The organism is uncultured Zoogloea sp., assembly GCF_937894855.1.
GTDB lineage: Bacteria > Pseudomonadota > Gammaproteobacteria > Burkholderiales > Rhodocyclaceae > Zoogloea > Zoogloea oryzae.
Genome location: NZ_CALAYQ010000208.1, coordinates 1 through 22,619, shown reverse-complemented (window position 1 = coordinate 22,619; position 22,619 = coordinate 1). Strand labels below are relative to the sequence as shown.

Annotated in this window: 23 protein-coding genes and 1 tRNA gene; 10 read left to right on the top strand and 14 right to left on the bottom strand. The window is 69.0% G+C overall.

What is annotated here, in order from left to right:
- The first annotated feature begins 345 nt into the window (after positions 1–345).
- From nifJ to Q0672_RS22640, 4 genes are all read left to right on the top strand, one after another.
- Complete coding sequence (gene nifJ / locus Q0672_RS22655; RefSeq protein WP_298626322.1) at positions 346–3,918, top strand: pyruvate:ferredoxin (flavodoxin) oxidoreductase; 3,573 nt, start codon at positions 346–348, stop codon at positions 3,916–3,918.
- Between the two features lies 1 nt (position 3,919).
- Positions 3,920–4,933 (top strand): dihydroorotate dehydrogenase-like protein, encoded by a 1,014-nt coding sequence (locus tag Q0672_RS22650; protein ID WP_298626319.1) that lies wholly within the window; start codon positions 3,920–3,922, stop codon positions 4,931–4,933.
- A gap of 70 nt (positions 4,934–5,003) precedes the next feature.
- Positions 5,004–5,885 carry a hypothetical protein gene (locus Q0672_RS22645; RefSeq protein WP_298626316.1) on the top strand — a complete coding sequence of 294 codons (882 nt, stop codon included), beginning with the start codon at positions 5,004–5,006 and terminating at the stop codon, positions 5,883–5,885.
- Positions 5,886–5,959: 74 nt separating this feature from the next.
- On the top strand, positions 5,960–6,823 hold the full coding sequence (locus Q0672_RS22640) for a hypothetical protein (protein ID WP_298626313.1): 864 nt from the start codon (positions 5,960–5,962) through the stop codon (positions 6,821–6,823).
- A gap of 111 nt (positions 6,824–6,934) precedes the next feature.
- Here Q0672_RS22640 and Q0672_RS22635 read toward each other — a convergent pair whose 3' ends face one another.
- The 4 genes from Q0672_RS22635 to Q0672_RS22620 form a co-directional block, all read right to left on the bottom strand.
- On the bottom strand, positions 6,935–8,971 hold the full coding sequence (locus tag Q0672_RS22635; protein ID WP_298626310.1) for an ammonia-forming cytochrome c nitrite reductase subunit c552: 2,037 nt from the start codon (positions 8,969–8,971) through the stop codon (positions 6,935–6,937).
- Between the two features lie 10 nt (positions 8,972–8,981).
- On the bottom strand, positions 8,982–10,742 hold the full coding sequence (locus tag Q0672_RS22630; protein ID WP_298626307.1) for an arylsulfatase: 1,761 nt from the start codon (positions 10,740–10,742) through the stop codon (positions 8,982–8,984).
- A 104-nt stretch (positions 10,743–10,846) separates the two neighbouring features.
- On the bottom strand, positions 10,847–11,659 hold the full coding sequence (locus tag Q0672_RS22625) for a helix-turn-helix domain-containing protein (RefSeq protein ID WP_298626304.1): 813 nt from the start codon (positions 11,657–11,659) through the stop codon (positions 10,847–10,849).
- Entirely contained in the window at positions 11,656–12,603 is a 948-nt protein-coding gene (locus Q0672_RS22620; RefSeq protein ID WP_298626301.1) for a LysR family transcriptional regulator, read from the bottom strand. The genes Q0672_RS22625 and Q0672_RS22620 overlap by 4 nt, the downstream gene beginning before the upstream one ends.
- Positions 12,604–12,707: 104 nt before the next feature.
- On the opposite strand from Q0672_RS22620, the gene Q0672_RS22615 reads away from it, so the two are divergent.
- Positions 12,708–13,409: a pirin family protein gene (locus Q0672_RS22615; RefSeq protein WP_298626299.1), complete on the top strand. Its 702-nt coding sequence runs from the start codon at positions 12,708–12,710 to the stop codon at positions 13,407–13,409.
- A gap of 43 nt (positions 13,410–13,452) precedes the next feature.
- Positions 13,453–14,007: a flavodoxin family protein gene (locus Q0672_RS22610; protein ID WP_298626297.1), complete on the top strand. Its 555-nt coding sequence runs from the start codon at positions 13,453–13,455 to the stop codon at positions 14,005–14,007.
- Between the two features lie 76 nt (positions 14,008–14,083).
- On the opposite strand, the gene Q0672_RS22605 is transcribed toward Q0672_RS22610, so the two are convergent.
- From Q0672_RS22605 to Q0672_RS22565, 9 genes are all read right to left on the bottom strand, one after another.
- Positions 14,084–14,503 carry a DUF1178 family protein gene (locus tag Q0672_RS22605; protein WP_298626294.1) on the bottom strand — a complete coding sequence of 140 codons (420 nt, stop codon included), beginning with the start codon at positions 14,501–14,503 and terminating at the stop codon, positions 14,084–14,086.
- Between the two features lie 19 nt (positions 14,504–14,522).
- A tRNA-Leu gene (locus Q0672_RS22600) sits at positions 14,523–14,607 on the bottom strand.
- A 10-nt stretch (positions 14,608–14,617) separates the two neighbouring features.
- Entirely contained in the window at positions 14,618–14,881 is a 264-nt protein-coding gene (gene minE, locus Q0672_RS22595; protein ID WP_153161370.1) for a cell division topological specificity factor MinE, read from the bottom strand.
- Between the two features lies 1 nt (position 14,882).
- Entirely contained in the window at positions 14,883–15,698 is an 816-nt protein-coding gene (gene minD, locus Q0672_RS22590; protein WP_298626290.1) for a septum site-determining protein MinD, read from the bottom strand.
- 26 nt (positions 15,699–15,724) lie between these two features.
- Positions 15,725–16,543 (bottom strand): septum site-determining protein MinC, encoded by an 819-nt coding sequence (minC, locus tag Q0672_RS22585; RefSeq protein ID WP_298626287.1) that lies wholly within the window; start codon positions 16,541–16,543, stop codon positions 15,725–15,727.
- Positions 16,544–16,633: 90 nt separating this feature from the next.
- Positions 16,634–17,509, bottom strand: a complete 876-nt coding sequence (locus tag Q0672_RS22580) for an Hsp33 family molecular chaperone HslO (protein ID WP_298626284.1) — start codon at positions 17,507–17,509, stop codon at positions 16,634–16,636.
- Complete coding sequence (locus Q0672_RS22575) at positions 17,506–17,895, bottom strand: ArsC family reductase (protein ID WP_298626281.1); 390 nt, start codon at positions 17,893–17,895, stop codon at positions 17,506–17,508. The genes Q0672_RS22580 and Q0672_RS22575 overlap by 4 nt, the downstream gene beginning before the upstream one ends.
- Positions 17,896–17,976: 81 nt before the next feature.
- Complete coding sequence (locus tag Q0672_RS22570; RefSeq protein WP_298626278.1) at positions 17,977–18,414, bottom strand: ankyrin repeat domain-containing protein; 438 nt, start codon at positions 18,412–18,414, stop codon at positions 17,977–17,979.
- The gene (locus Q0672_RS22565) at positions 18,411–20,054 is read right to left on the bottom strand and encodes a SagB/ThcOx family dehydrogenase (RefSeq protein ID WP_298626275.1); all 1,644 of its coding nucleotides are present in this window, start codon (positions 20,052–20,054) and stop codon (positions 18,411–18,413) included. Before Q0672_RS22565 ends, Q0672_RS22570 begins: the two co-directional genes overlap by 4 nt.
- Before the next feature lie 168 nt (positions 20,055–20,222).
- Here Q0672_RS22565 and Q0672_RS22560 point away from each other — a divergent pair, with 168 nt between their 5' ends.
- Positions 20,223–20,957 (top strand): dinitrogenase iron-molybdenum cofactor biosynthesis protein, encoded by a 735-nt coding sequence (locus tag Q0672_RS22560; RefSeq protein ID WP_298626272.1) that lies wholly within the window; start codon positions 20,223–20,225, stop codon positions 20,955–20,957.
- A 56-nt stretch (positions 20,958–21,013) separates the two neighbouring features.
- Here Q0672_RS22560 and Q0672_RS22555 read toward each other — a convergent pair whose 3' ends face one another.
- Positions 21,014–21,268, bottom strand: coding sequence for a hypothetical protein (locus Q0672_RS22555; RefSeq protein ID WP_153161377.1), 255 nt, complete (start codon positions 21,266–21,268; stop codon positions 21,014–21,016).
- 124 nt (positions 21,269–21,392) lie between these two features.
- Between Q0672_RS22555 and Q0672_RS22550 the strand changes: the two genes are divergently transcribed.
- From Q0672_RS22550 to Q0672_RS22540, 3 genes are all read left to right on the top strand, one after another.
- On the top strand, positions 21,393–21,953 hold the full coding sequence (locus Q0672_RS22550) for a flavodoxin (protein WP_298626268.1): 561 nt from the start codon (positions 21,393–21,395) through the stop codon (positions 21,951–21,953).
- A gap of 136 nt (positions 21,954–22,089) precedes the next feature.
- A complete protein-coding gene (locus Q0672_RS22545) occupies positions 22,090–22,362 on the top strand; it encodes a rhodanese-like domain-containing protein (RefSeq protein ID WP_153161379.1) in 273 nt (90 codons plus the stop codon).
- Between the two features lie 44 nt (positions 22,363–22,406).
- The coding region (locus tag Q0672_RS22540; protein WP_298626264.1) for a transposase at positions 22,407–22,619 on the top strand (213 nt) is incomplete at its 3' end.

Below are 22,619 nucleotides of genomic sequence, written 5' to 3'. Positions count from 1 at the left end.
CGCGCAAAAGCTTGCGCCACGTCAAAATCCGGCTTTGCACCGGGGCCTTATGATGGCCCCATTGTTGCGCTGCACACGCCCGAATCCAGGTCGGGCCGCCATGAAAGCCGAATGCCGTTCCACCTGCCCGCCATGCCGGGGGCGGGAAAGCTGAAGTAATACCCACCCGCAAGGGGTGCGGTCGCGGCTGCTGGACGTCGCTCCGATGCTGCGCTGCGGGCGCCGGCTTCCGCATTCCGGGGCCGCCCCGGGATGCGCGATCAACGCTCTTCAAATTTCAATGGACGCGGCGCCCCACCCGTGGGGGCGGCCCGCGTCTGCCAGTCGTACCAACAGGGGGTCGCAATGACGACGTATCTCAATCTCGACGGCAACGAAGCCGCCGCACGGATGGCCTACCTCGGCAGCGAGGTGATTGCCATCTATCCGATCACCCCATCCTCGAACATGGGCGAGTGGGCCGACGAATGGGCGGCCCAGGGCAAGCCCAACCTGTGGGGCGTCGTACCCAAGATCATCGAGATGCAGTCCGAAGGCGGCGCCGCCGGCGCGCTGCACGGGGCGCTCACTTCTGGCGCGCTGGGCACCAGCTTCACCGCCAGCCAGGGCCTGCTGCTGTTCATCCCCAACCTCTACAAGATGGCCGGCGAGCTCACGCCCTTCGTGCTGCACGTGGCGGCCCGGGCGCTGGCCACCCACGCCCTGTCGATCTTCGGCGACCACTCCGACGTGATGGCCTGCCGGGCCACCGGCTGTGCGCTCCTCGCCAGCAACTCGGTGCAGGAAGCCCAGGACATGGCGTTGATCGCCCAGGCCGCCACCCTGGCCGGGCGGATTCCGGTTATCCACTTCTTCGACGGCTTTCGCACCTCCCATGAAGTCGCCAAGATCGTCGCGGTCGAGCCCGAAACGGTTCGGGCGATGATCGACGACAGCCTGGTGGCCGCCCACCGCGCCCGCGCCCTGTCGCCGGAGCACCCGGTGCTGCGCGGCACGGCCCAGAACCCCGACGTGTTCTTCCAGTCCCGCGAGCGCGCCAACCCGTTCTACGACGCCTTCCCGGCCCTCGTGCAGGCGGCGATGGATCGCTTCGGCGAACTCACCGGCCGGCATTACAAGCTGTTCGACTACGTGGGCGCGCCGGATGCCGAGCGGGTGATCGTGGTGATGGGCTCCGCCGCCGAGACGGTGGAGGAGACCGTCGAGCACCTGGTCGCCCGCGGCGAGAAGGTCGGCCTCCTCAAGCTGCGCCTGTTCCGTCCGCTGGACACCCGCGCGCTGCTGGCGGCGATCCCGGAGAGCGCCCGATCCATCGCGGTGCTGGATCGCTGCAAGGAGCCCGGCGCCGACGGCGAGCCGCTCTACAAGGACGTCATCACCGCCTTCGCCGAAGCCGCCGCCGATGGCGCTCGCCCGATGCCGCGGGTGATCGGCGGCCGCTACGGGCTGGCGAGCAAGGAATTCACCCCGGGCATGGTCGCCGCGGTGTTTGCCGAACTGGCCGCCGACAAGCCGAAGCGCCAGTTCACCGTGGGCATCGTGGACGATGTGACCCACCTGTCGCTGGCCTGGGATGATGCCTTTCGCTCGGATGCCTCGCGCCGCCTGCAGCACGCGGTGTTCTGGGGCCTGGGCGCCGACGGCACCGTGTCGGCCAACAAGAACTCCATCAAGATCGTCGGCGAATCCACCGCGCTCCAGGCCCAGGGTTACTTCGTGTATGACTCTAAGAAGTCCGGCGCCGTCACGGTGTCGCACCTACGCTTCGGCGACGCGCCGATCCGCTCCAGCTATCTGGTGGAAGAAGGCATGGCCGGCTTCGTGGCCTGTCACCAGACGGTGTTCGTCGAGCGCTACGACCTGCTCGCCCACGCGGCACCGGGCGGGGTCTTCCTGCTCAACACCCCGGATGCGCCCGATGCGGTGTGGGCCGGCCTGCCCGCCGCGATGCGCGCCGGCATCGCCGCCAAGGGCCTCAAGCTGTGGGTGATCGACGCCTACAAGGTGGCCCAGGAGGCCGGCATGGGGCGGCGCATCAACACCATCATGCAGACCTGCTTCTTCGCCATCTCGGGCATCCTGCCCCGGGATGAAGCCATCGCCGCCATCAAGAAGGCGGTGGACAAGACCTACGGCCGCAAGAGCAAGCGCCTGGCGGACCTCAACCACCGCGCCATCGACGTGACCCTCGCCAACCTCCACGCGGTGCCCATCGGCGCCGCCGGGGAGGGCGCGGCCCCCATCGTGCTGCCGCCGGATGCCGCCCAGCCGGCCTTCGTCCGCGATTTCACCCTGCCCATCTACCGGGGCGAGGGCAACCGTCTGCCGGTGTCGGCCATGCCCATCGACGGCACCTTCCCGACCGGCACCGCCAAGTTCGAGAAGCGCAACATCGGGCTGGAGATCCCGGTGTGGGAGGCCGACCTGTGCACCCAGTGCGGCAAGTGCGTGTTCGTCTGCCCCCACTCGGCGATCCGCGCCCGGGCCTTTCCGGTGGAGGCCGCCGCCGATGCGCCGCCGACCTTCAAGCACGTGCCCGCCAAGAGCAAGGATTTCCCGGCCGGCACCCACATCAGCTACCAGGTGGCGCCGGAGGATTGCACTGGCTGCGGCGACTGCGTGGAGGCCTGCCCGATCCACGACAAGTCCAACATCAGCCGGCTGGCGGTGAACATGGCGCCCATCGGCCCCCTGCGCGAGCCGGAGCGCGAGAACTTCGACTTCTTCCTCAAGCTGCCGGACTTCGACCGCAGCCTGCTCAAGCACGGCACCATCCCCGGCGCGATGCTGCTCGACCCGCTGTTCGAGTTTTCCGGCGCCTGCGCCGGTTGCGGCGAGACGCCCTACATCCGCCTCGCCACCCAGCTCTTCGGCGACCGCATGCTGGTGGCCAACGCCACCGGCTGCTCGTCGATCTACGGCGCCAACCTGCCCAGCACGCCGTGGACAGTGAATGGCGCCGGCCGCGGCCCGGCGTGGTCCAACTCGCTGTTCGAGGACAACGCCGAGTTCGGCCTGGGCATGCGCCTCGCCGCCGACCAGCTGATGGCCTACGGGATGCAGCTGGTGAAGGAGATGGAGGCTGACATCGGCAGCGATCTCGCCAGCGCCATCGTCAATGCCGACCAGCGCAGCGAGCCGGGCATCCGCGCCCAGCGCGAGCGGGTTGCCGCGCTGCTGAGCAGACTCGCCGCCGGCAGCCACCCGCGGGCGACCGAGCTGGCGTCCCTCGCCGAGTGGCTGATCCGCCGCTCGGTGTGGATCATCGGCGGCGACGGCTGGGCCTACGACATCGGCTACGGCGGGCTCGACCACGTGCTGGCGCTCTCTTACGACGTGAACATCCTGGTGCTCGACACCGAGGTGTATTCCAACACCGGCGGCCAGACCTCCAAGGCCACCCCGGTGGGCGCGGTGGCCAAGTTCTCGGCGGGCGGCAAGGCCACCGCCAAGAAGGATCTGGCCCGCATCGCCTCGGACTACGGCCACGTGTATGTGGCGACGGTGGCCTACGGCGCCAAGGACGTGCACACCCTCAAGGTCTTCCACGAGGCCGAGAGCCACGACGGCCCCTCGCTGATCGTCGCCTACAGCCCGTGCATCGCCCACGGCGTGGACATGCTCTACAACCAGCGCCAGCAGGACATGGCGGTGAAGTCCGGCCACTGGCCGCTGTTCCGCTACGACCCGCGTCTCGAGGCCGCCGGCAGCAACCCGTTCAAGCTCGATTCGGCCCCGCCCAGCCAGCCCATCAAGACCTTCATGGATAGCGAGACCCGCTTCGCGATGCTCGCCCGCAGCCACCCGGAGGCCGCCGAACGCCTGATGGCCGAAGCCCAGAAGGAAGCCGACCGCCGCTTCAAGACCTACCAGGATCTCGCCGCCGGCCACGCGCCCGCCGCGCCCAAGGAGAGCTGAAATGATCGACCTGTCCACGACCTACCTGGGCCTGCCGCTAAAGAACCCGCTGGTGCCGTCCTCATCGCCCCTGTGCAAGCACCTGGATACCGTGCTGCAGCTGGAAGACGCCGGCGCCGCGGCCATCGTGCTGCATTCGTTCTACGAGGAAGAGCTGATCGCCGAAGACGCGATGGCCGACCGCTTCCTGCTCCACGCCGAACTCCAGGACGGCGAATCCGCCGGCTTCCTGCCCGACCACGGCAGCTACGAGAGCGCCATCGACCGCTACCTCGAACACCTGCGCCGGGTGAAGGCGCGGTTGGGCATTCCGGTGATCGCCAGCCTCAACGGCGTCACGCCCTCGGGCTGGGTCGATCTGGGCCGCGAGATGGAAGCCGCCGGCGCCGACGCGCTGGAGCTCAACGTCTATCACATCGCTGCCGACCCCAACGAGACCGGCGACGCCGTCGAGGCCCGCTACCTGGCCTTGCTCACCGAGCTCAAGCGCACGGTGGCGGTGCCGGTGGTGATGAAGCTGCCGCCTTTCTTCGCGTCATTGCCCAACTTCGTGCGCCGGCTCGAGGCCGGGGGCGCGGCGGGCGTGTCGCTGTTCAACCGCTTCTTCCAGCCGGACATCAATCTCGATGACCTGCAGATGGTGGATCGGCTGGTGCTCTCCAGCCCCGACGAAGCCCTGCTGCGCATCCGCTGGATCGCCATCCTGCGCGCCCAGACGCGCATGACCCTGGCCGCCACCGGCGGCGTGTATGGCTACCAGGAAGCCCTCAAGCTGCTGCTGGCCGGGGCCGACGTGGTGCATCTGGCGTCCTGCCTGCTGGAGCACGGGCCGGCCCGGCTCACCCAGATCCTCCACGACCTGCGCGCCTGGATGGCCGACCGCGAGTACGAATCGGTGGCCCAGCTGAAGGGCAGCATGTGTCAGGCCAACCTGCGCGACGCAAGCGCCCTGGCCCGGCAGAGCTACATCCGGGTGCTCGACAGTTTCACCCCGCGGCCGGGGGTGTGGCGCTGACCGCGCAGGTGCATTGACAATCCCGACGGCCGCCGCAAGCATGGGCGGCCGTCGATCTTTCAGCCTGCCCATGCCGATCTTCCCCAATGTCTCGCCCGCGCTCCGTGCCCGCCTTGCCGCCGGGCTGGCGGCGCTGCTGCTGGCGGGCTGTGGCGACGAAGGGCGCACCCCCGCCGACTGGACGCCCCTCGAGATCCCCAAGGGCAAGGGCTGCCCGCAGCTGGCCGGGCAATATCGCAACGACGACCCGCTGATCTTTCTGGCGCTGGTCACCCAGCATCTGCCCGACGAGGCCCGGCGCCAGCCGTGGTTTGACGTGACCCTGAGCGGCACCGTCGAAGCGGGCCTGCAGCTGCAGCTCGGCGCGCCCGGCAGCGAAGGGGCGAGCATCATCCGCCTGCAGCCCGCCGCCGAGGCCTGCCACGATGGCTGGCTGCAGCTCAGTTGGCCGTACATGCTCATCGAGCGGGACGATCCGCTGTTTCGCGACCTTTCGGGCGAGGGCTACAAGGAGCTCTACGTGGCCCGGGATTCCGCCGGCAATCTGGTGGCCCGGCAGGTCACCGCCACCTACCTGGAGTTTCCGGTGTGGTGCGGCGACGGCTGCAAGTACATCCGGGTTCCCTTCACCCGCAGCGAGCAAGTGCGCTGGCACCGGCTGTCGGCGATGGGCGCGCTGCCGTCGGATCGTTCCGGCCCGGCGATCGGCACGTCCGAGCTCCGGCGCCGCGTATCCACGGCGCTGCCGCCCGGCACCGTGCTCGACGGCATCGACGCCCAGGGCGCCGGCTTCGTGGCCCGCATCCGCTCCGGCGAGGAGGCCGGCGTGGATGCCTTCATGGACGAACTGTCGACAGCCCCATGGGTTCATTCGGTGCGCCGCGAGCCCGGCCCCGGCACCCGTGGCAAGGACGGGCGCTACGCCGAGCGGGTGTGGTTCAGCCTGCGCTGACGCTACCGACAGGCCGGGCCGCGGCCCATCGCCGCTAGAATGGCGGGCCGACTTTTCCTCTGCCTGCCCCGCCCATGGAAGCCTCCACTCGCATCGTCCTCGTCACCGGCGCCACCATGGCCAAGCCGGACCCGGAAACCCACCTGCTGGTCGCCGCGCTGGCCGAGATCGGCGTCGAGGCCGTCGTCGCCCCGTGGGACAGCCCGGAAGACTGGGCCGCCTATCCGCTGGTGGTAGTGCGTACCCCGTGGGATTACTTCCGCCGCCTGCCCGAGTTCCTCGCCTGGGCCGCGCGGACCAGCCAGATCACCGCCTTCGTCAATCCAGTCTCGGTGATCGAATGGAACAGCCACAAGGCCTACCTGCGCGAGCTGGCGGCCAAGGGCATCCCCACCGTGCCCACCCTGTGGCTGGATCGCGGCGCGGCGGACGGCGCCGCCCGGCTCGCCGCCACCGGCTGGGGCGAGGTTGTGGTGAAACCGGCGGTGTCGATCGGCGCCATCGGCGCCCTCAAGGCCCACGCCACCGACCCGGCCTGCCAAGCCCACCTGGCCGCGCTGCTGGCCGAGGGCGACGTGCTGGTCCAGCCCTTCATCGAGAGCGTCGCCGCCCAGGGCGAGGTGTCGCTGATCTACTTCGGCGGTGCCTTCTCTCACGCCATCCGCAAGCAGCCGGCCGCCGGCGACTACCGGGTGCAGGACATGTACGGCGGCACCAACCACCCCTACCAGCCGGCCGCCGACGAGGTGGAACTGGCGACCCTGGCCCTCTCCGCCACCCCGGCCCCGACCACCTACGCCCGGGTGGACATGGTGCGTCTGCCCGATGGCCGCCCGGCGGTGATGGAACTGGAACTCATCGAGCCCGAGCTCTTCCTCGGCGTCGCCCCCGAGGCCCCCGCACGCTTCGCCGAGGTGCTGCTGCGCTGCGCCGGCTAGGCCGGATGTCCCCTGCAGGTCGGACTTCAGTCCGACAAATCGTGCATGACCAAGCCGTGGTGTCGGACTGAAGTCCGACCTACAGGACGGAGGCTCTCCGTCGTTCGCGCCCTACCGAGCCATGCGCTGGCGCACCGCGTCCAGGTTGCGACGGACGCGGGCATCGTCGGGCATCAGGCTGGCGGCGCGTTCCAGTTCGGCGGCGGCCTCGGCCCAGCGGCCGGCCTTGCCGGCGATGAGGCCGAGGGCGAAGTGCAGGGGGCCGGGCTGGCTGGATGCCGGAACGCCGTCCCGCAGCAGTTGCGTGGCCTGCGCGCCGCGGCCCTGATCCACCAGCAGCCGGGCCAGCGCGAGGCGGGCGTCGTTGCCGGACGGCAGCTGGGCAATGGCGCGGCGGTAGTGGCGCTCGGCGTCCGTCTGCTTGCCCAGGTCGAGGTAGAGCTGGGCAAGATTCACCTGCGCGCTGGGCATGTCGGCCATGGCCTGCTGGGCGGTGATGAAGCCGGCGATGCCTTGTTCGCGCAGCCGGCGCTGGTCGGCGTCGAGCCGGTCCGCCGGGATGTCGGCCAGCCCCCGGGCGGCGGTGATGCGCACGGCCCGCAGCGGGTCGGCCAGCAGCGCCGGCAGGCGGGCGAGGCGCTCGGTGGCGGGGCGGATCGAGAGGGCTGCGGCGGCCGCAGTGCGCACGGCCGGGTCGGGGTCGGCAAAGGCGCTGGCGGGCAGCGGGGCGCCCAGGCCGGCGAGGGTTTCGATGGCGGTGGCGCGGACGATGGCGGGTTGGGAAGTGTCGTCGATCAGCGCGGCGAGTCGGGCGGTTGAGCCGGGCTGGTGGGCGCGGGCGGCGGCGATCACTTCGCCGTAATGGGGCGGGCGTTCGCGGTGGCCGTGCTGTTTGTCGATGGCGGCCTCCAACCATTCCGGCGGCTTGTCGGCGTGGCAGCCCTGGCAGGCGTTGGGGGTGCCGATGCGCCGAGTGAGATCCGGCCGCGGGATGCGGATCGCGTGGTCGCGGCGGCCGTGGACGACCATGTAGTCGCGGCTGGGCATGTGGCAATCGACGCACTGGCTGCCGGGCTGGCCGGCGGCGTGGCCGTGGTGGGCGGGCGCGTCGTAGTTTTTGGCCTCCAGGCCGGGGAAGCGTGGGTCCGGCGCGGGGCTGTGGCAGCGCACGCACAGGGCGTTGCCGCTGGCGCGCAAGCTGCCGCCGTGGGGTTCATGGCAGTCGGCGCAGGCCACGCCGGCCTGGTACATGCGGCTCTGGCGGAAACCGCCGTACTCGAACACCTCGTCCAGCTGCTGGCCGTCCGGGTGGTAGAGGCCGGCGCGCAGGGTGTCGGGGATGAAGTTGTCGAAAAGCGGCTTGCCGGGGGCGGCTTCTTCCACGAGGCGGGTGCGCCGGGCGTGGCAGCTGGCGCATTGGTCCACCTGGCCGTGGGCGCTGGCGAGGGCGCCGTTGGGCGTCGGTATCGGCGTGGGTGTCGGTTTCTTTCCGGGCCGGCGGGCGCTGTCGGCGTGCGCCTTGGCCGGCCCGTGGCAGGCCTGGCAGCCCACGTGGCCGGCGGCCCAGGTGCTGCGGTAGCGGTCGGTGGCGTCGTCGTAGCCTTTGCGGAAAGCCGTGGTGTGGCACTCGCCGCACATCAGGTTCCAGTTCTGGAAGCGGCCGGTCCAGTGGAGCGGCGATCCGGGCGGCAGGGCGCCTTCCGGGTGGAGGGAAAACCAGCGCTTCCGCTGGGTGTCCCAGGCGACGGTGAAGGCCTGCAGGCGTCCGCCGGCCTGGGGGATCAGCACCTGCTGGAGCGGGCGCAGGCCGAAGGCGTGGCTGACCGGAAAGTCCGTCGCCTTGCCGTCGTCGCCGATGGTATTGATGAAGAGCCGCGAATCCCGGCGGAAGAAACGGGCCGTCTCGCCGGGGGCGCTGAATTGCGCATCGTTGAAGTCGCCCAGCACTGCGGCGGGGGAGGCGGGCTGCATCGCCAGATCGTGCTTGGAGCCCTTCCAGGCCGCCGCCTGCCGGGGGTGGCAGGCGGTGCACCGGGTGTCGGCCACGTAGTGGGCGCGCGGCTCTCCTGGGGGCGTCGCCGCCCCCGCCAGGGAGGGGAGGGAGGCCAGGGCGGCGACTGTAACCAGAGTGCCCAGGAGGCCGCGCATTCGGGGAGGCTCAGTTGGTGGTGGGCGCCGGGTTGCGCGGCTTCATGTTCACCTCGACCTCCAGATCCTCGTAGTACTTGGCGCCGTTGCTGTAGCCGGGCCGGTTGGCGAGGTTGTCGATCTCGAGGGTGCCGGTCTCGGCTACGTAGCGCTTCCACTCGGCCAGCATCTCCTTCAGCTTGGCCGGCTGGCTGGCGGCGAGGTTGCGGCTTTCGGTGCGGTCGCGGGCGATGTTGTAGAGCTCCCAGTCGCCGGTGCCCCAGGGCTGGTTGGCATAGACGATCTTCCAGTCGCCCTTGCGCAGGGCCTTGCGCCCGCCGAGTTCCCAGCCCACCGCGTCGTCCTTGCCGCGCACCTGCTTCGCCTTGCCCTGCAGGTAGGGCAGCATCGACTTGCCACGCAGGGGCAACACTTCGCGGCCGTTGTACTCGGTGCCCGGGTGCTTCGCGCCGGCCAGTTCGAAGATCGTCGGGGCGACGTCCATCACGTGGGCGAACTCGCGCTTCACGCTGCCGCCGCGGATGCCGGGGCCCCAGGCGATGGCCGGCACCGAGATGCCGCCTTCGTACATGAAGGACTTGTACAGCTTGTACGGGCTCATGCCCACCTGGGCCCAGCCGGGGCCGTACTCGATGAAGGAGCCGGGCTTGCCGATGTTGGCGGTGCTGTTGTCCATGTCCTTGTGGATCCACTCGCGGGTGCGGCCCACGTCGTACACCGAGTTGCCGTCGGCGCCGTTGTCGGACATGAAGAAGATGAAGGTGTTGTCCAGCTCGCCACGCTCCTTGAGGTAGGCGAGCACGCGGCCGATCTGGCGGTCCATGTTCTCGACCATCGCGGAGTAAACCGTCATCCGGCGGGCCTCGGATTCCTTCTGGGCCGGGGTGAGGCTGTCCCACTTGGGCCAGTTGGGGTGGCCTTCATACACCGGGGTGTCGGCGGCGATCAGGCCGAGCTTCTTCATGCGCTCGATGCGTTCCTTGCGCAGCGTGTCGTAGCCTTCCTTGTAGCGGCCTTTGTACTTGGCGATGTCGGCGTCCGGGGCGTGCAGGGGCCAGTGGGGTGCGGTGAAGGCCAGGTAGCCGAAGAAGGGCTTGCCGGAGCCTTCGCCGTTCTTGATGTATTCGAGCAGCTTGTTGGTGAAGGCTTCGGACGAGTAGAAGCCGTCACGGGGGATGTCGATGGCCTTGCCGTTCTCGCGGTAGATGGCCTTGGGCGGCTTGGCCGGGTCCATCGCCACGATGCCGGTCTGGTCGCCCCAGTGGCTGGCACCGCCCATCACCATCGCGTACGACTGCTCGAAGCCCCGCGCGGCCGGGCTGAACTGCTCGGCCACGCCCAGGTGCCACTTGCCGGCCATCGCGGTGCGGTAGCCGGCGTCCTTGAGCACTTGCGCCATGGGCACCACGCGCTCGTTGAGGTTGCCCTCGTAGCCGGGCTTGCCCTTTTGTTCCGACGTGATGAGCTCGGCCATGTCGCCAAAGCCCACCAGGTGGTTGTCGCTGCCGGACATCAGCATCGCCCGGGTGGGCGAGCAGAAGGGCGAGGCGTAGAAGCTGGTCATCTTCACGCCGGTATCGGCGAGCTTGTCGAGGTTGGGCGTGGCGATCTCGGCCCCGTAGGCGCCGAGGTCGGTGTAGCCCAGATCGTCGGCGACGATGAGGAGGATGTTGGGGCGCTTTGCCGGCTCGGCGGCGCTAGCTGCAAAGGCCAGCGGCAGGGCGAGGGCGGGCAGGCACAGCTTCGACAGAAGCAGCGGAAGGGGTTTCATCGGGTGTCTCCTGGCTGTTGTTTTGCCGGCGGCTGATGGGGCTCGTCGGGTATCGCGATACTTGCACGGTATCTCGAGATTTTCATTTCCAGGTGATGCCCGTTTCACTCAGTGGAACGTTTCTCCGTTTCGGCGGCGGCCGCGGCGATGGCGGCGGCGGTGTCCTGCAGGTCGGCCAGGTGGCTGCGGACGATCTGGGCCTTGAGCCGGTACTTGCGCGGCCACACGAGATTCATGGTGGCGAGCAGCTTGCCGTCGTGCATCACCGGCACCGCAATGGCGTCGATGCCGTCGTCGGACACGTTCATCTCCTTGTCGCCGTCGCCGCCGAAGAGCGGATCGCGGGAGGCGTAGCCCAGGCGCCGGGTTTCGTCGAGGATCGCCGGCAGCTCGCCGGCCAGCACCTGGCGGGCGCGGGCCAGCACCGGTGGATTGGCGGCCGCGTCGGCCAGCACGGCGGCCCGCTCGGCGTCGCTGCAGAAGGCGAGGTAGGCCCGCCCGGGCGCCGACAGGAACATCTCGACCCGAAAGCCGATGGCGTACACCGCCACGTTGAGGTGGCTCTGGCGGCGGGAGGTCTCGACGATCTCCATCTGGAAGTTGCGATGCACCAGCACGTCCGACGGCCAGATCACCTTGCGGCGCAGGGCTTCGAGGAAGGGCGCGGCGATCTCGCCGATGCGCAGCAGCTCGTCGTCGATGCCCGGCCGGAAGATCAGCGACACCCGGCGCCGGTAGCGCCCGTCGCCGATGGCGCGCCACGCAAAGCCGCCCTGTTCCAGGGTGTCGAGGATGCGCAGCAGGCTGGGCTTGGGCACGCCGGTGGCGCGGTGCAGCTCGGCCAGCGACTGGCCGCGGCGTTCTTCGAGGCTGCGTAGCACCTCCAGCCCGCGGGCGAGGGCGTCGATGGTCTTCATGCGCTGCGCCCGCGGGTGAGCAGGGCTTCCCGGGTGACGGGGTTGTCCAGCTGTTCCAGCCACCACTGGATCGCCTTGCCCGGCGCCTTGGACTTGCGCCACGCGTAGCTCAGCTGGAAGTTGCGGGTCTGGCGCTCGACCGGGCGCTCCACCAGCCGGCCGCTGTCGAGGAAGGGGCGGGCCATGCACTCGGGCAGGAAGCCGGCCCCAAGGCCGCGCAGCTGGGCGTCGAGCTTGGTGGGCAGATCAGGCACGGTGAATACGTCCTGCCCTTCCAGCAGGCCGTAGGTGACGCCGCCGCCGCGCTGGGTGGAATCGGCCACCGCCACGGCGCGATGGGCGCGCAGCGCCGCGTCGCTGATGGGCTCGGTCGACTGGGCGAGCGGGTGGTGGGGCGCCACCGCGAAGATGAAGCGCAGCTCGCCCATCGGGCGGGCAAGCAGATCCAGCGCCGGCGCCGCCGGGACGACCAGCCCGAGGGCCAGATCGGCCTGGCCGGAGGTGAGCGCCTCCAGGGTGCCCGAGAGCGTCTCGTCGCGCAGGCGCAGGCGGGTGGGCGGCGCCATCGCCAGGAAGCGCGCGCACAGCTCCAGCAGCGTGCTGCGGTTGATCACCCCGTCCACCGCCACGGTGAACTGCGGCTCCCAGCCGGTGGCGACGCGGCGCACCCGGTTGGCCACCGCGTCGATCTCGCCCAGCAGCCGGCCGCCTTCGCGCAGCAGTTCGTGGCCGGCCTCGGTGAGCCGGGCCTGGCGCGAGCTGCGGTCGAACAGCAGTACATCCAGCGCGTCCTCGATCTGGCGCACCCGGTAGTTGAGGGCGCTGGGCACCATGCCCACCGCGCGGGCCGCCGCGGCGAAGCTGCCGGTATCGGCGATGCGCTGGAGCAGGGCGAAGGCCTCGGGGGTGAGGACGTCCCGCGGGGTGGGTGGGTTTTGGGGCATGGGAGGCTTAATCGTTCAGATATTTTGAATGATGCCATCAAAGCCCCTGCACCGCGAAGGCATCGGCGGCGACCACAATGGCTTCACCAACAGGAGACAACGCCATGCTGAACATACGCCGCTCCCACGACCGAGGCTACGCCGACCACGGCTGGCTGACCAGCCACCACTCCTTCAGCTTCGCCGGCTACTTCGACCCGGCGTGGACGGGCTGGGGCAACCTGCTCGTCATCAACGAAGACCGCATCGCCCCCGGCACCGGCTTCGGCACCCACGGCCACCGGGACATGGAGATCATCAGCTACGTGCTCGAAGGCGAGCTGGCCCACAAGGACAGCATGGGCAACGGCACCGCGATCACCCCCGGCGAAGTCCAGCGCATGAGCGCCGGCCGGGGTGTGCGCCACAGCGAGTTCAACCACGCCGCCAACCGCCAGACCCACTTCCTGCAGATCTGGATCGAGCCGAGCCAGACCGGCATCGACCCGGGCTACGAGCAGAAGCGCTTCGCCGACGCCGACAAGCGCGGCCAGTTGCGTCTGGTGGCCTCGCCCGACGGTGCGGAGGGCTCGGTGACGATTCATGCCGACGCGCGCCTCTACGCCGGGCTGTTCGACGGCGCCGAGGCCGCCACGCTGGCCCTCGACCCGGCCCGCAAGGCCTACGTGCATCTGGTGCGCGGCCGGCTGACGGTGAATGGCCAGGCGCTCGCTGGCGGCGACGCCGCGCTGCTCTCCGGCGAGGCCAGCCTGGCCCTCACCGGCGGCGAGGATGCCGAAGTGCTGGTCTTCGATCTCGCCCCCTGATTTCCCATTGCACACCCCAACCCCATAGAAAAGGAACCCCACCATGTCCAAGATCGTCGTCGTCTTCCATTCCGGCTACGGCCACACCCAGCGCCTCGCCGAGGCCGTCGCCAAGGGCGCGGGCGCTGATCTCCTCGCCATCGACGCCGAGGGCAACCTGCCCGAAGCCGCGTGGGCCGCCCTCAACGCCGCCGACGCCATCGTGATGGGCAGCCCGACCTACATGGGCACCGTGAGCTGGCAGTTCAAGAAGTTCGCCGACGCCTCCAGCAAGGCCTGGTTCACCCAGGCGTGGAAGGACAAGGTGTTTGCCGGCTTCACCAACAGCGCCACGATGAACGGCGACAAACTGTCGACGCTGCACTACCTCTTCACCCTGGCCATGCAGCACAGCGGGATCTGGGTGGGCACCGGCCTGATGCCGTCCAACAGCAAGGCGGCCCAGCGTAATGACGTGAACTACGTGGGCTCTTTCAGCGGCGCCATGGCCCAGACCCCGTCCGACGCCAGCCCCGACGAGATCCCCGTCGGCGACCTGGAAACCGCCCGCCTGTTTGGCCAGCGCGTGGCCGAGGTGACGGAGCGGTTCAAGCGCTGATCGCGCCGCAGCCAGCAACAAAAAAGCCGCCCCTGGCCATGCCAGCCGGGCGGCTTTTGATTTGAGCGGTAGTGCCTTAGTGCAGGTCTTCCTTGTCCGGCGGAACCGGCAGCACCGGGATGCCTTCGTCCATCAGCTCGAGCAGGTCGCTGCGGTTGGCCTTGCCGCGGATCGCGCGCTCCTCGGCGTCGCCCCGGTGGATGCGGCGGGCTTCTTCGGGGAAGCGCTCGCCCACGTCTTCCGACTGGCTGGCGGCGCTGCGCAGGGCTTCGACGAGCCGCGCGGCGATGGCGGCCGGATCGGGTTCGGGCAGCACCGGCGCGGAATGGGAGCTGGTCTGCACGTAGGGGGCCGACGGCAGCCGGCGCACTTCGTGGGAATCACAGTGAGGGCAGTTGACGAGCCCGGCGGCCCGCTGCTGCTCGAAGGCGTCGCCCGAGGCGAACCACGCCTCGAAACGGTGCTCCTGGTCGCAGATGAGGTCGAGGACGATCACGAAAATTGCCTTGAGTAAGTGGTGCCCGGAACGGGACTTGAACCCGTAAGCCTTACGGCGGCGGATTTTAAGTCCGCAGTGTTTACCAATTTCACCATCCGGGCGGCAGCCGGCTTACTTGGGCTGTTGTTCGGGCAGCGTGATGTCCACTTCGAGGATCTCGTAGTTGTCGCGCTTGCCGAGCTGGACCTTGATGTCGTCGGCGGAGACGTTGACGTACTTGGAGATGACCTCGATCAGCTCGCGCTGCAGGGCCGGGAGGAAATCCGGCGTCGGCTGGTTGGCGCTGCGCTCGTGGGCGATGAGCAGCGACAGGCGCTCCTTGGCCACCGAGGCGGTCTTGGGCTTGGAGCCGAAAAAGTAGGAGAGGAGGGACATCTCACTTGCCTCCGAACAGCCGCTTCAGCAGGCCCGGTTTTTCGTAGGCGACGAAGCGCAGGGGGCGATCTTCGCCGAGGAAGCGCGCGACCACGTCCTGATACGCGGTGGCGACGTCGCTGTCCTTCAGGTGGATGGCCGGCGTGCCCTGGTTGGAGGCCTGCAGCACGTCGTCGGATTCGGGGATGGCTCCGATCAGCGGGATGCGCAGGAGCTCCTGCACGTCCTTGTAGGACAGCATTTCGCCGTCCTCGACGCGCTTGGGCGAGTAGCGGGTGACGAGCAGGTGCTCCTTCACCGCCTCGCGGCCTTCGATGGCGCGGCGGCTCTTGCTCTGCAGGATGCCCAGGATGCGGTCGGAGTCGCGCACCGAGGAGACTTCTGGGTTGGTGACGACGATGGCTTCGTCGGCGAAGGTGAGGGCCATCACGGCGCCACGCTCGATGCCGGCGGGGGAATCGCACACCACGTAGTCGAAGCCCATGTGCTCGAGCTCCTTGAGCACCTTCTCGACGCCTTCTTCGGTCAGCGCGTCCTTGTCGCGGGTCTGGGACGCGGGAAGGATGAAGAGGTTCTCGCAGTGCTTGTCCTTGATGAGGGCCTGGTGCAGGTTGGCTTCGCCATTGACCACGTTGATGAGGTCGTACACCACGCGGCGCTCGCAGCCCATGATGAGGTCGAGGTTGCGCAGGCCGACGTCGAAGTCGATCACGGCGGTCTTGTAGCCGCGCAGGGCCAGGCCGCTGGAGATGCTCGCGCTGGTGGTGGTCTTGCCGACGCCGCCCTTGCCGGACGTTACTACGATGACGCGTGCCACGATGTTCCCTTCGGTGTTGATTCGCTTCAGTCGTACTGGAGCGGATTGATTTCGAGAGTATGCAGATTGTCCGAGCCGGTCAGCCGGACCTGGGCGCCACGCCCGGCCACGGCTTGCGGGATGCCGCGATCGAAGGTGCGATAGACGCCGGCGATGGAGACGAGCTCGGGACCGAAATTGGTGCTGAAGATGCGCGCCGAGGTGTCGCCGCGGGCGCCGGCCAGGGCACGGCCACGCAGTGGGCCGTAGCAGTGGATGCTGCCGTCGGCGATGATCTCGGAGCCGGGGCTCATGCCGGCGAGCAGCACCAGATCGCCACCCTTGGCATACACCTGCTGGCCGGAGCGCAGCGGGCGATCCACCACCAGGGTGGGCGCGTGGCCGGGTTCGGTGCCGGCGGCGGCCTGGGGCACAGGTTCGGCGGCGGTGGCCGGTGCCGGCGCGGGTTCAGGAGCGGGAGCGGGGGCCGCGACGGGGGCCGGCGGTGGCGGGGTGACCGTGCGTTCGGCCGAGAAGCCTTCGTTGCCGAGCACCGCCAGGCCGGCGCGGCGGGCGCCTTCATAGAGGTGCTCGGGCAGGTGGCGCACGCCCACCGGCTGGAGCTGGTAGCGGCGCAGCAGACTCAGCAGGCCGGTCCAGTCGATGCGGTCGGGATCGGCGGCGAGCTGGCCCAGATCGAGGATCGCCGGTTCGCCGGCGAAGAAGTCGGGCATGCCGCCAAGCATCATGTGCAGGGCGTCGGCGAGGCGCACCGGGTCCGTGTCACGGACGTAGGCGGTCATCACTGCCAGGCTGGCGCCTTTGAACTCGATCAGTTTGCCCTGCAGGGATGATGCTTCGGCCATGGATTTTGGGTGCGGATGCGCGGACTAAAACCGCCCAAGTCTACTTTTGACACAGGTTTAGGGCAAGTCCGCCGGGCCGCGGGCCCGGAATCAATGCAGGGTGCGGGGTTCGGCGGGCTCCTCGGCGAACAGCGCGGCCACGTCGTCGGCGTCGAGACGGTACTCGTGGTTGGAAAGATCGTCGTGGATCAGCACCACGCCGTGGTCGGCGAGCACGGCGTCGAGTTCGGCCCGGCCGAGGGAACGCAGCATGGTGCGTACCTTTTCCCAGTCGAGCGGCCAGTGGTGGGTGACTTCGCGTGCTTCGAACAGGCGGACGGTTTCCTGGTGGAACAGGCGGGTGAGGATCTCCTCGGGGGCGAGGCCCAGCAGCTCGTCGGCGCGCAGGGTGGCGGCGAGGCGGGTGACGCGGTCCCAGCCGTCCGGGTCTTTGTTGTCGGCGTCGGGCAGCTTCTGCAGGAAGAGGCAGGCGGCGCGGTTGCCGGAGCAGGCGGTGTGCAGCACGGCGGGCTGCTGTTCGGATTGGGTGAGGTAGTGCTCGAAGATCGCGGCGATGGTGTCGCCTTCGATGGGTACGTAGCTCTGGTAGGGGTGGCGCAGTTCGGGCATGTCGAGGGACAGCAGGAGCTGGCCGTCGCCGATCAGCTCGCCGACGCCGGTCTTGCTGGCGGCCTCGTCGGACGACTTGGCGTGCCCGCGCAGGTTGAGGGTTTCGGTGATGTCCACCACCAGCAGATTGACCGGGCCGTGGCCCTGCAGCTGCATGGTGAGCCGGCCGGGCTGCTTGAGGTTGCCGCCGATCACGCAACCGATGGCGCTCATCTCGCCGAGCAGGTCGCGCACGGCGGTGGGGTAGTCGCGGTTGTGCTGCATGGCCTGCCAGACGTCGTCGAGCAGGACGATGGCGCCGCGGATGTCGAGGTCGTCGAGGAGAAAGCGTTGGACGTAGCTGCTGGGTTCGCTCATTCGGGGGCTCCGGCGGGGGTGACGAGGCTGGCGTAGAGGGCGGGGTCGAAGCCGACCAGGAGCTGGCCGCCGGCGGTTTCGAGCACCGGGCGGCGAATCAGGCTGGGGTTGGCCTGCATCAGCTGCACGGCGGCGCTCTGGGTGTCGATGGCCTGTTGCTCGGGCGTGAGCTTGCGCCAGGTGGTGCCGCGGGTGTTGATGAGGGTCTTCCAGCCGATGGCCTTGCTCCAGGCGTGGAGCCGGCCCGAGTCGATGCCGGATTTCTTGTAGTCGTGGAAGTGGTAGCTCACACCGTGCTCGTCGAGCCAGGCGAGGGCCTTCTTCATGGTGTCGCAGTTCTTGATGCCGTAGCAGGTGACGGCGGGCGTGGGGAGGCTGTCTTGCATGGAGCGGGCCGGGTTCGGCCGGGAGGTAAATCAAAGACGGCTAGTTTAAGCGACAGCCGGGCCAGACCCAAATCTCGCCCCTCACGCGGCCTGGAGCAGCCTGAGGCAGGGCAGCGACGCGGCCAGATCCAGCGCGGTGAAGTCGTCGTGGTTGGCGAGCCGTGGGTTGGCGCCGCGCTCCAGCAGCAGCTGCACTAGATCGGGCTTGCTGTTGGAGGCCACGTACATCAGGCAGGTGGCGCCGGTGTCGTTCTGGCGGTCGATGTCGATGCCCGCCTGGAGCAGCCGGTCGATGATCGCGTGGCTGCCGTTGTAGCAGGCCAGCCACAGGGCGTTGCAGCCATCGGCATTGGTCACGGCCACATCCACGCCCCAGGTGAGGAGCTCATCCACCACGTCGAGCCGGCCTTCCTTGGCGGCGCGCATCAGCGGCGTGAAGCGCCGGTCCGGCTGCAGGGCCGAAGGCCTGGCGGGGTCGAAGCCGTGGGTGGCGAAGAATTCGGCAAGGGCTGGGGTCATGAATTGTCCTGCGCGCGTTGGGGATAGGGTGGGCTGGTTTCGATGCGCGCGTCCGTCACCGGCGTGCCCACGGTGAAGTGATAGACGCTCTGCCAGCGGGTGCCGGCGAGGCCGAAGGCCTGGTGCACCGGCTCGTCGAAGAAGCAGCCGATGCCGGTGCCGCGCACGCCGGCGGCTTCGGCTTCGAGGTACAGCACCTGGCCGACGATGCCGGCCTCGCGGAGCAGGCTGCGGTAGGCGTGGCCGTCGCTGCCCAGGCGGGCGAAATCCGCCACCATGCCTAGCGAAAAGGCGCTGGTGGAGGCGATGTCCTGGTGGCACGACAGGGATCGGGCGAGGCGCTGGACTTCCTGCAGCCCCAGTGCCGCCAGCTGGACGAGGCCCAGGTGGGGCGGGCAATCCGGCGCGAAGTCGGCCGCCGGGCGGGGCGTGCCCAGGTCGGCAGGGATCGCCGCATCCGGCGTGCGGGGCAGCAGGTAGAGGCCGGTCGGCAGGCCGTCCACGCGCATCACGAAGAGCAGCAGATGAATCGCCGGGTCGGCCTCCTGGGCCGTGAAGGGCGCCCGCGGCCGGGGCAGCAGGGCGTCGAGCATCCGGTAGAAATCCGCCCGGGGCAGCGTGTGCCGTGGGTCGAAGCGCTGGCCGCTGCGGCGCTGGCGGATGATCTGCGCGGCGCCGCTGGCGGTGGCGTGGGGCGGCAGCGCCGGCAGGCGCGGAAACACCGGGTGCAGCGCAGGCAGCGCATCCGCCGGGCGGCGGCTGAAGCGGGCGGCTTTGTCGACGATCGGCCAGCGGTAGCCCGGCGACGGGTCGATGGCGCTGGGGCTGCCGTGCCAGCTGGCGGGGGCGATCCAGTCCAGCAGCGCCGGCCCGGCGGGCGGGGCGTGGATGCCCGGCGCGCGGATCGCCAGCAGGATTTCGGGTTCTTCGTCTTCGGTGAAGGAGAAGCGTCCGGTGGGGAAGTCGTCCTCCCGATCGAGCCCCATCAGCCCAGCCAGGGTGCCGGACGGTAGCGTAAGCGGCGCGACCTCCCAGCCCAACAGCGCGGCGGCGTAGGCCAGCGCGGCCACCGCGTGGCCTACGTCGAGCTGGCAGTAGCGGAAGGCCCGCTCGCCGTACTTCCAGGCTTCGCGCCACATCACGCTCGATATCCCCACCGCCAGCCAGCGGCCGCCATCAGGGGCGACGAGCGCGCGGCCTTCGAGGGCGTGGTCCTCGGGATCGTAGTGATGCAGCCCGTCGGCCACGCCCGGCACGCCGGCGGCCAGCACGTAGGCTTCGACCGGATGCAGGTTGCCCGACGACGGGTTGCAGCGCAGCGCCCAGCGGTTGGGGCCCCAGCTCTTCCACGCGGAGAGGCCGAAGGCCAGCTCCAGCAGCGCGCCAAGGCTGGTCGCATCCGCCGGGATGGGCGTTGCCGGCGGCACGTCCAGATCGCCGAAGGGCCGCTCGAAGCGGTCGGCGGCCAGCGGCAGCAGCGAAACCGGCGCACCGGCGTAGTGCCGGAAGGCTGCGGGCTGGGCGTCCCAGTCGAGCTGGCCGGGGCCTTCGGCGAAGGCCTCGAAACGGTGGCGGGTGCGGGCGTGGTAGGCGGCGAGTGGGTTGTCGGGGGCGACGGGGTTTTGTGGGATATCCGACACGATTGGCGTTTCCGGTGGGTTTGGGCTTCTTTTAGCAAAGGCCATGCCTGCAAGAAATCAAGCAGTTAGCGACGCGCGGGCGCTGGCGGGCGGCTGGCACCATCTCTGCAAGGGGAAGGGGAAAACACCCACAACACCCAACAACCCCCACTTCGCAGAGACCCAACCATGGATACCAGAACCAAGCCCCCGGTGACCCGGGAAGCCGCCCTGCGCATCGCCCTGGCGGCCCGGGCCATGCCCAACGCGTCCTTGTCGAGCCTGATCGAGCTGCTGCAGCGCCGGCTGGGCGACGAGATCGACGAGGAGATGCTCCGTCAGGTGACGGTGACGATGCTCAAGACCGGCTTCGCCAGCGCGGATGGCGAGGAAGACGGTGAGGACATCGGGATCGGGCTGGAGGCCATGAAGCTGGCGGCGCGCATCCTGTGGGGTGACACCCAGGGCGACGACTCGCTGCCCAAGATCCAGCCCTACGACGAGGGCGACATGCCCGGCTCGGTGCGGGTGGCGGTGGCGTCCGACAAGGGCGACACGCTCTCCGGCCACTTCGGCTCGTGCCTACGCTTTCTGGTGTATCAGGTGTCGCCCGACGAGATCCGCCTGGTGGACATCCGCGACACGATGGACGCCGACCTCGCCGAGGACAAGAACCTGTGGCGCGCCCAGCTCATCGGCGATTGCCACGTGTGCTACGTGGTGTCGATTGGCGGGCCGGCGGCGGCCAAGGTGATCCGCGCCGACATCTACCCCATCAAGATCGCCGACGGCGGCCCGGCGCTGGAGATCGTCTCCCAGTTCCAGAAGGCGATGGTCGATTCCCCCCCGCCCTGGCTGCTCAAGGTGCTGGGCGTGGCGGCAGAAAAGCGCCTGAAGAACTACAGCGCCCAGGAAGAGGAATGAGCCCTCCGGCGCTTTGCGGCACCGGCCGGGTGTTGGCCCGGCCAGCAGCCTCGGCTTTACACCCGCGCCATCTGCGCCGGCGACAGCCCCACCTGCGTGGTGAGCGTGCCTTCGTCGCCGTTCCACCACAGGGCTACCCAGGCGGTGCCGTCCGGGTCGATGCGTTCGACCTCGCAGACGGCGCCGATCATGTCCTCGAACATGATCAGCTCGTCCTCGTCCAGATCGGGGTCGAGGTTGATCTCGAGGACGCGGACCGGATCGCCAATGGCGACGGGCGTGCCCTTGTGGTCGATGGTGGTGGCTGGCATGGCTGGCTCCGTGGGGTTGGCTTGAATGTGCCTGGCGATGTCGGCAAAGCGACAGCCGCCGGGGGCTTGAACGGTGGCGTGCAACAGGCGTGCCACCCCGTCTGATCGAAGCTCGGGAGCGAACATGAACAAGATTGGCCTTTTCTTCGGCACCGAAACCGGCACCACCCGCCTGGTGGCTAAAAAGCTGCACAAGAAGATCGGCGAGGACATCTGCGACAAGCCGATCAACGTCAACCGCATCACCCCCGCCGAGATGCTTCAGTACGACGCGCTGATCCTCGGCACGCCCAGCTACGGCGAGGGCGACATCCCCGGCAAGGGCGCCTCCGGCTGCTTCGAGCCCAACTGGGAGGAGTTTCTCGCCCAGTTCGACACCGCGCCGGACCTCACCGGCAAGCGCATCGCCTTCTTCGGCCTCGGCGCCCAGGAGCGCTACTCCGAGCGCTTCTGCAGCTCGTTGTTCGCGCTCTACACGGTGTTCAAGGGCTGGGGCGCCGAGATCATCGGCGACTGGCCGACCGACGGCTACACCTTCGCCCACTCCGCGGCGGTGGTGGACGGGCGCTTCGTCGGCCTCATCATCGACCAGCGCACGCAAGGCATGTTCACCGACGAGCGCATCGACACCTGGCTGGCGCAGGTCAAGCCCCTGCTGCTGGAGAAGACCACCGCAGCCGCCTGAACACCCTGTAGGTCGGACTTCAGTCCGACAACACGGCCGGTTCGGGGGTGCTCTTGTCGGACTGAAGTCCGACCTACAGACCAACCCGGCCTTTGCTTTCCAACTATTCCCGATGAACTCGCAAGAGGAACCACCCATGACCTACCACTGCATCCCCGCCGCCGACGCCGTGGCGCTGATCCGCAGCGAACCGGGCGTTGCGCTCATCGACGTGCGCGACATGGCGAGCTACCAGCGCGGCCACATCGACGGCGCCGCCCATCTGGCCGAAGACCGCTTCTTTGCCTGGACGCGCCGCCTCGACAAGGCCGCGCCGGTGCTCATCTACTGCTACCACGGCAACGCCAGCAAGACCTACGCCCAGATGTTTGTAAGCGTCCAGCCAAGTCATCTCCTCAGTCGCTCGTAATCCCCTGACGATCATGTCCTCCAACACCATCTTCTGGAGGACACATGGACGCTTCAACAGTCAATCTTCCCACCGCCGGTCGGCGTCGTGGTCGGTACAGCGACACCTTTAAGGCAGAGATCGTGGCCGCGTGCAAGGCACCCGGCGTTTCAACGGCTGCGGTTGCGCTGGCCAACGGCCTCAATGCCAACCTCGTTCGGCGCTGGGTACTCGAGAGCGATCCGGCTCATAAGAGCGCAACTCGGGCTGCATCCTTG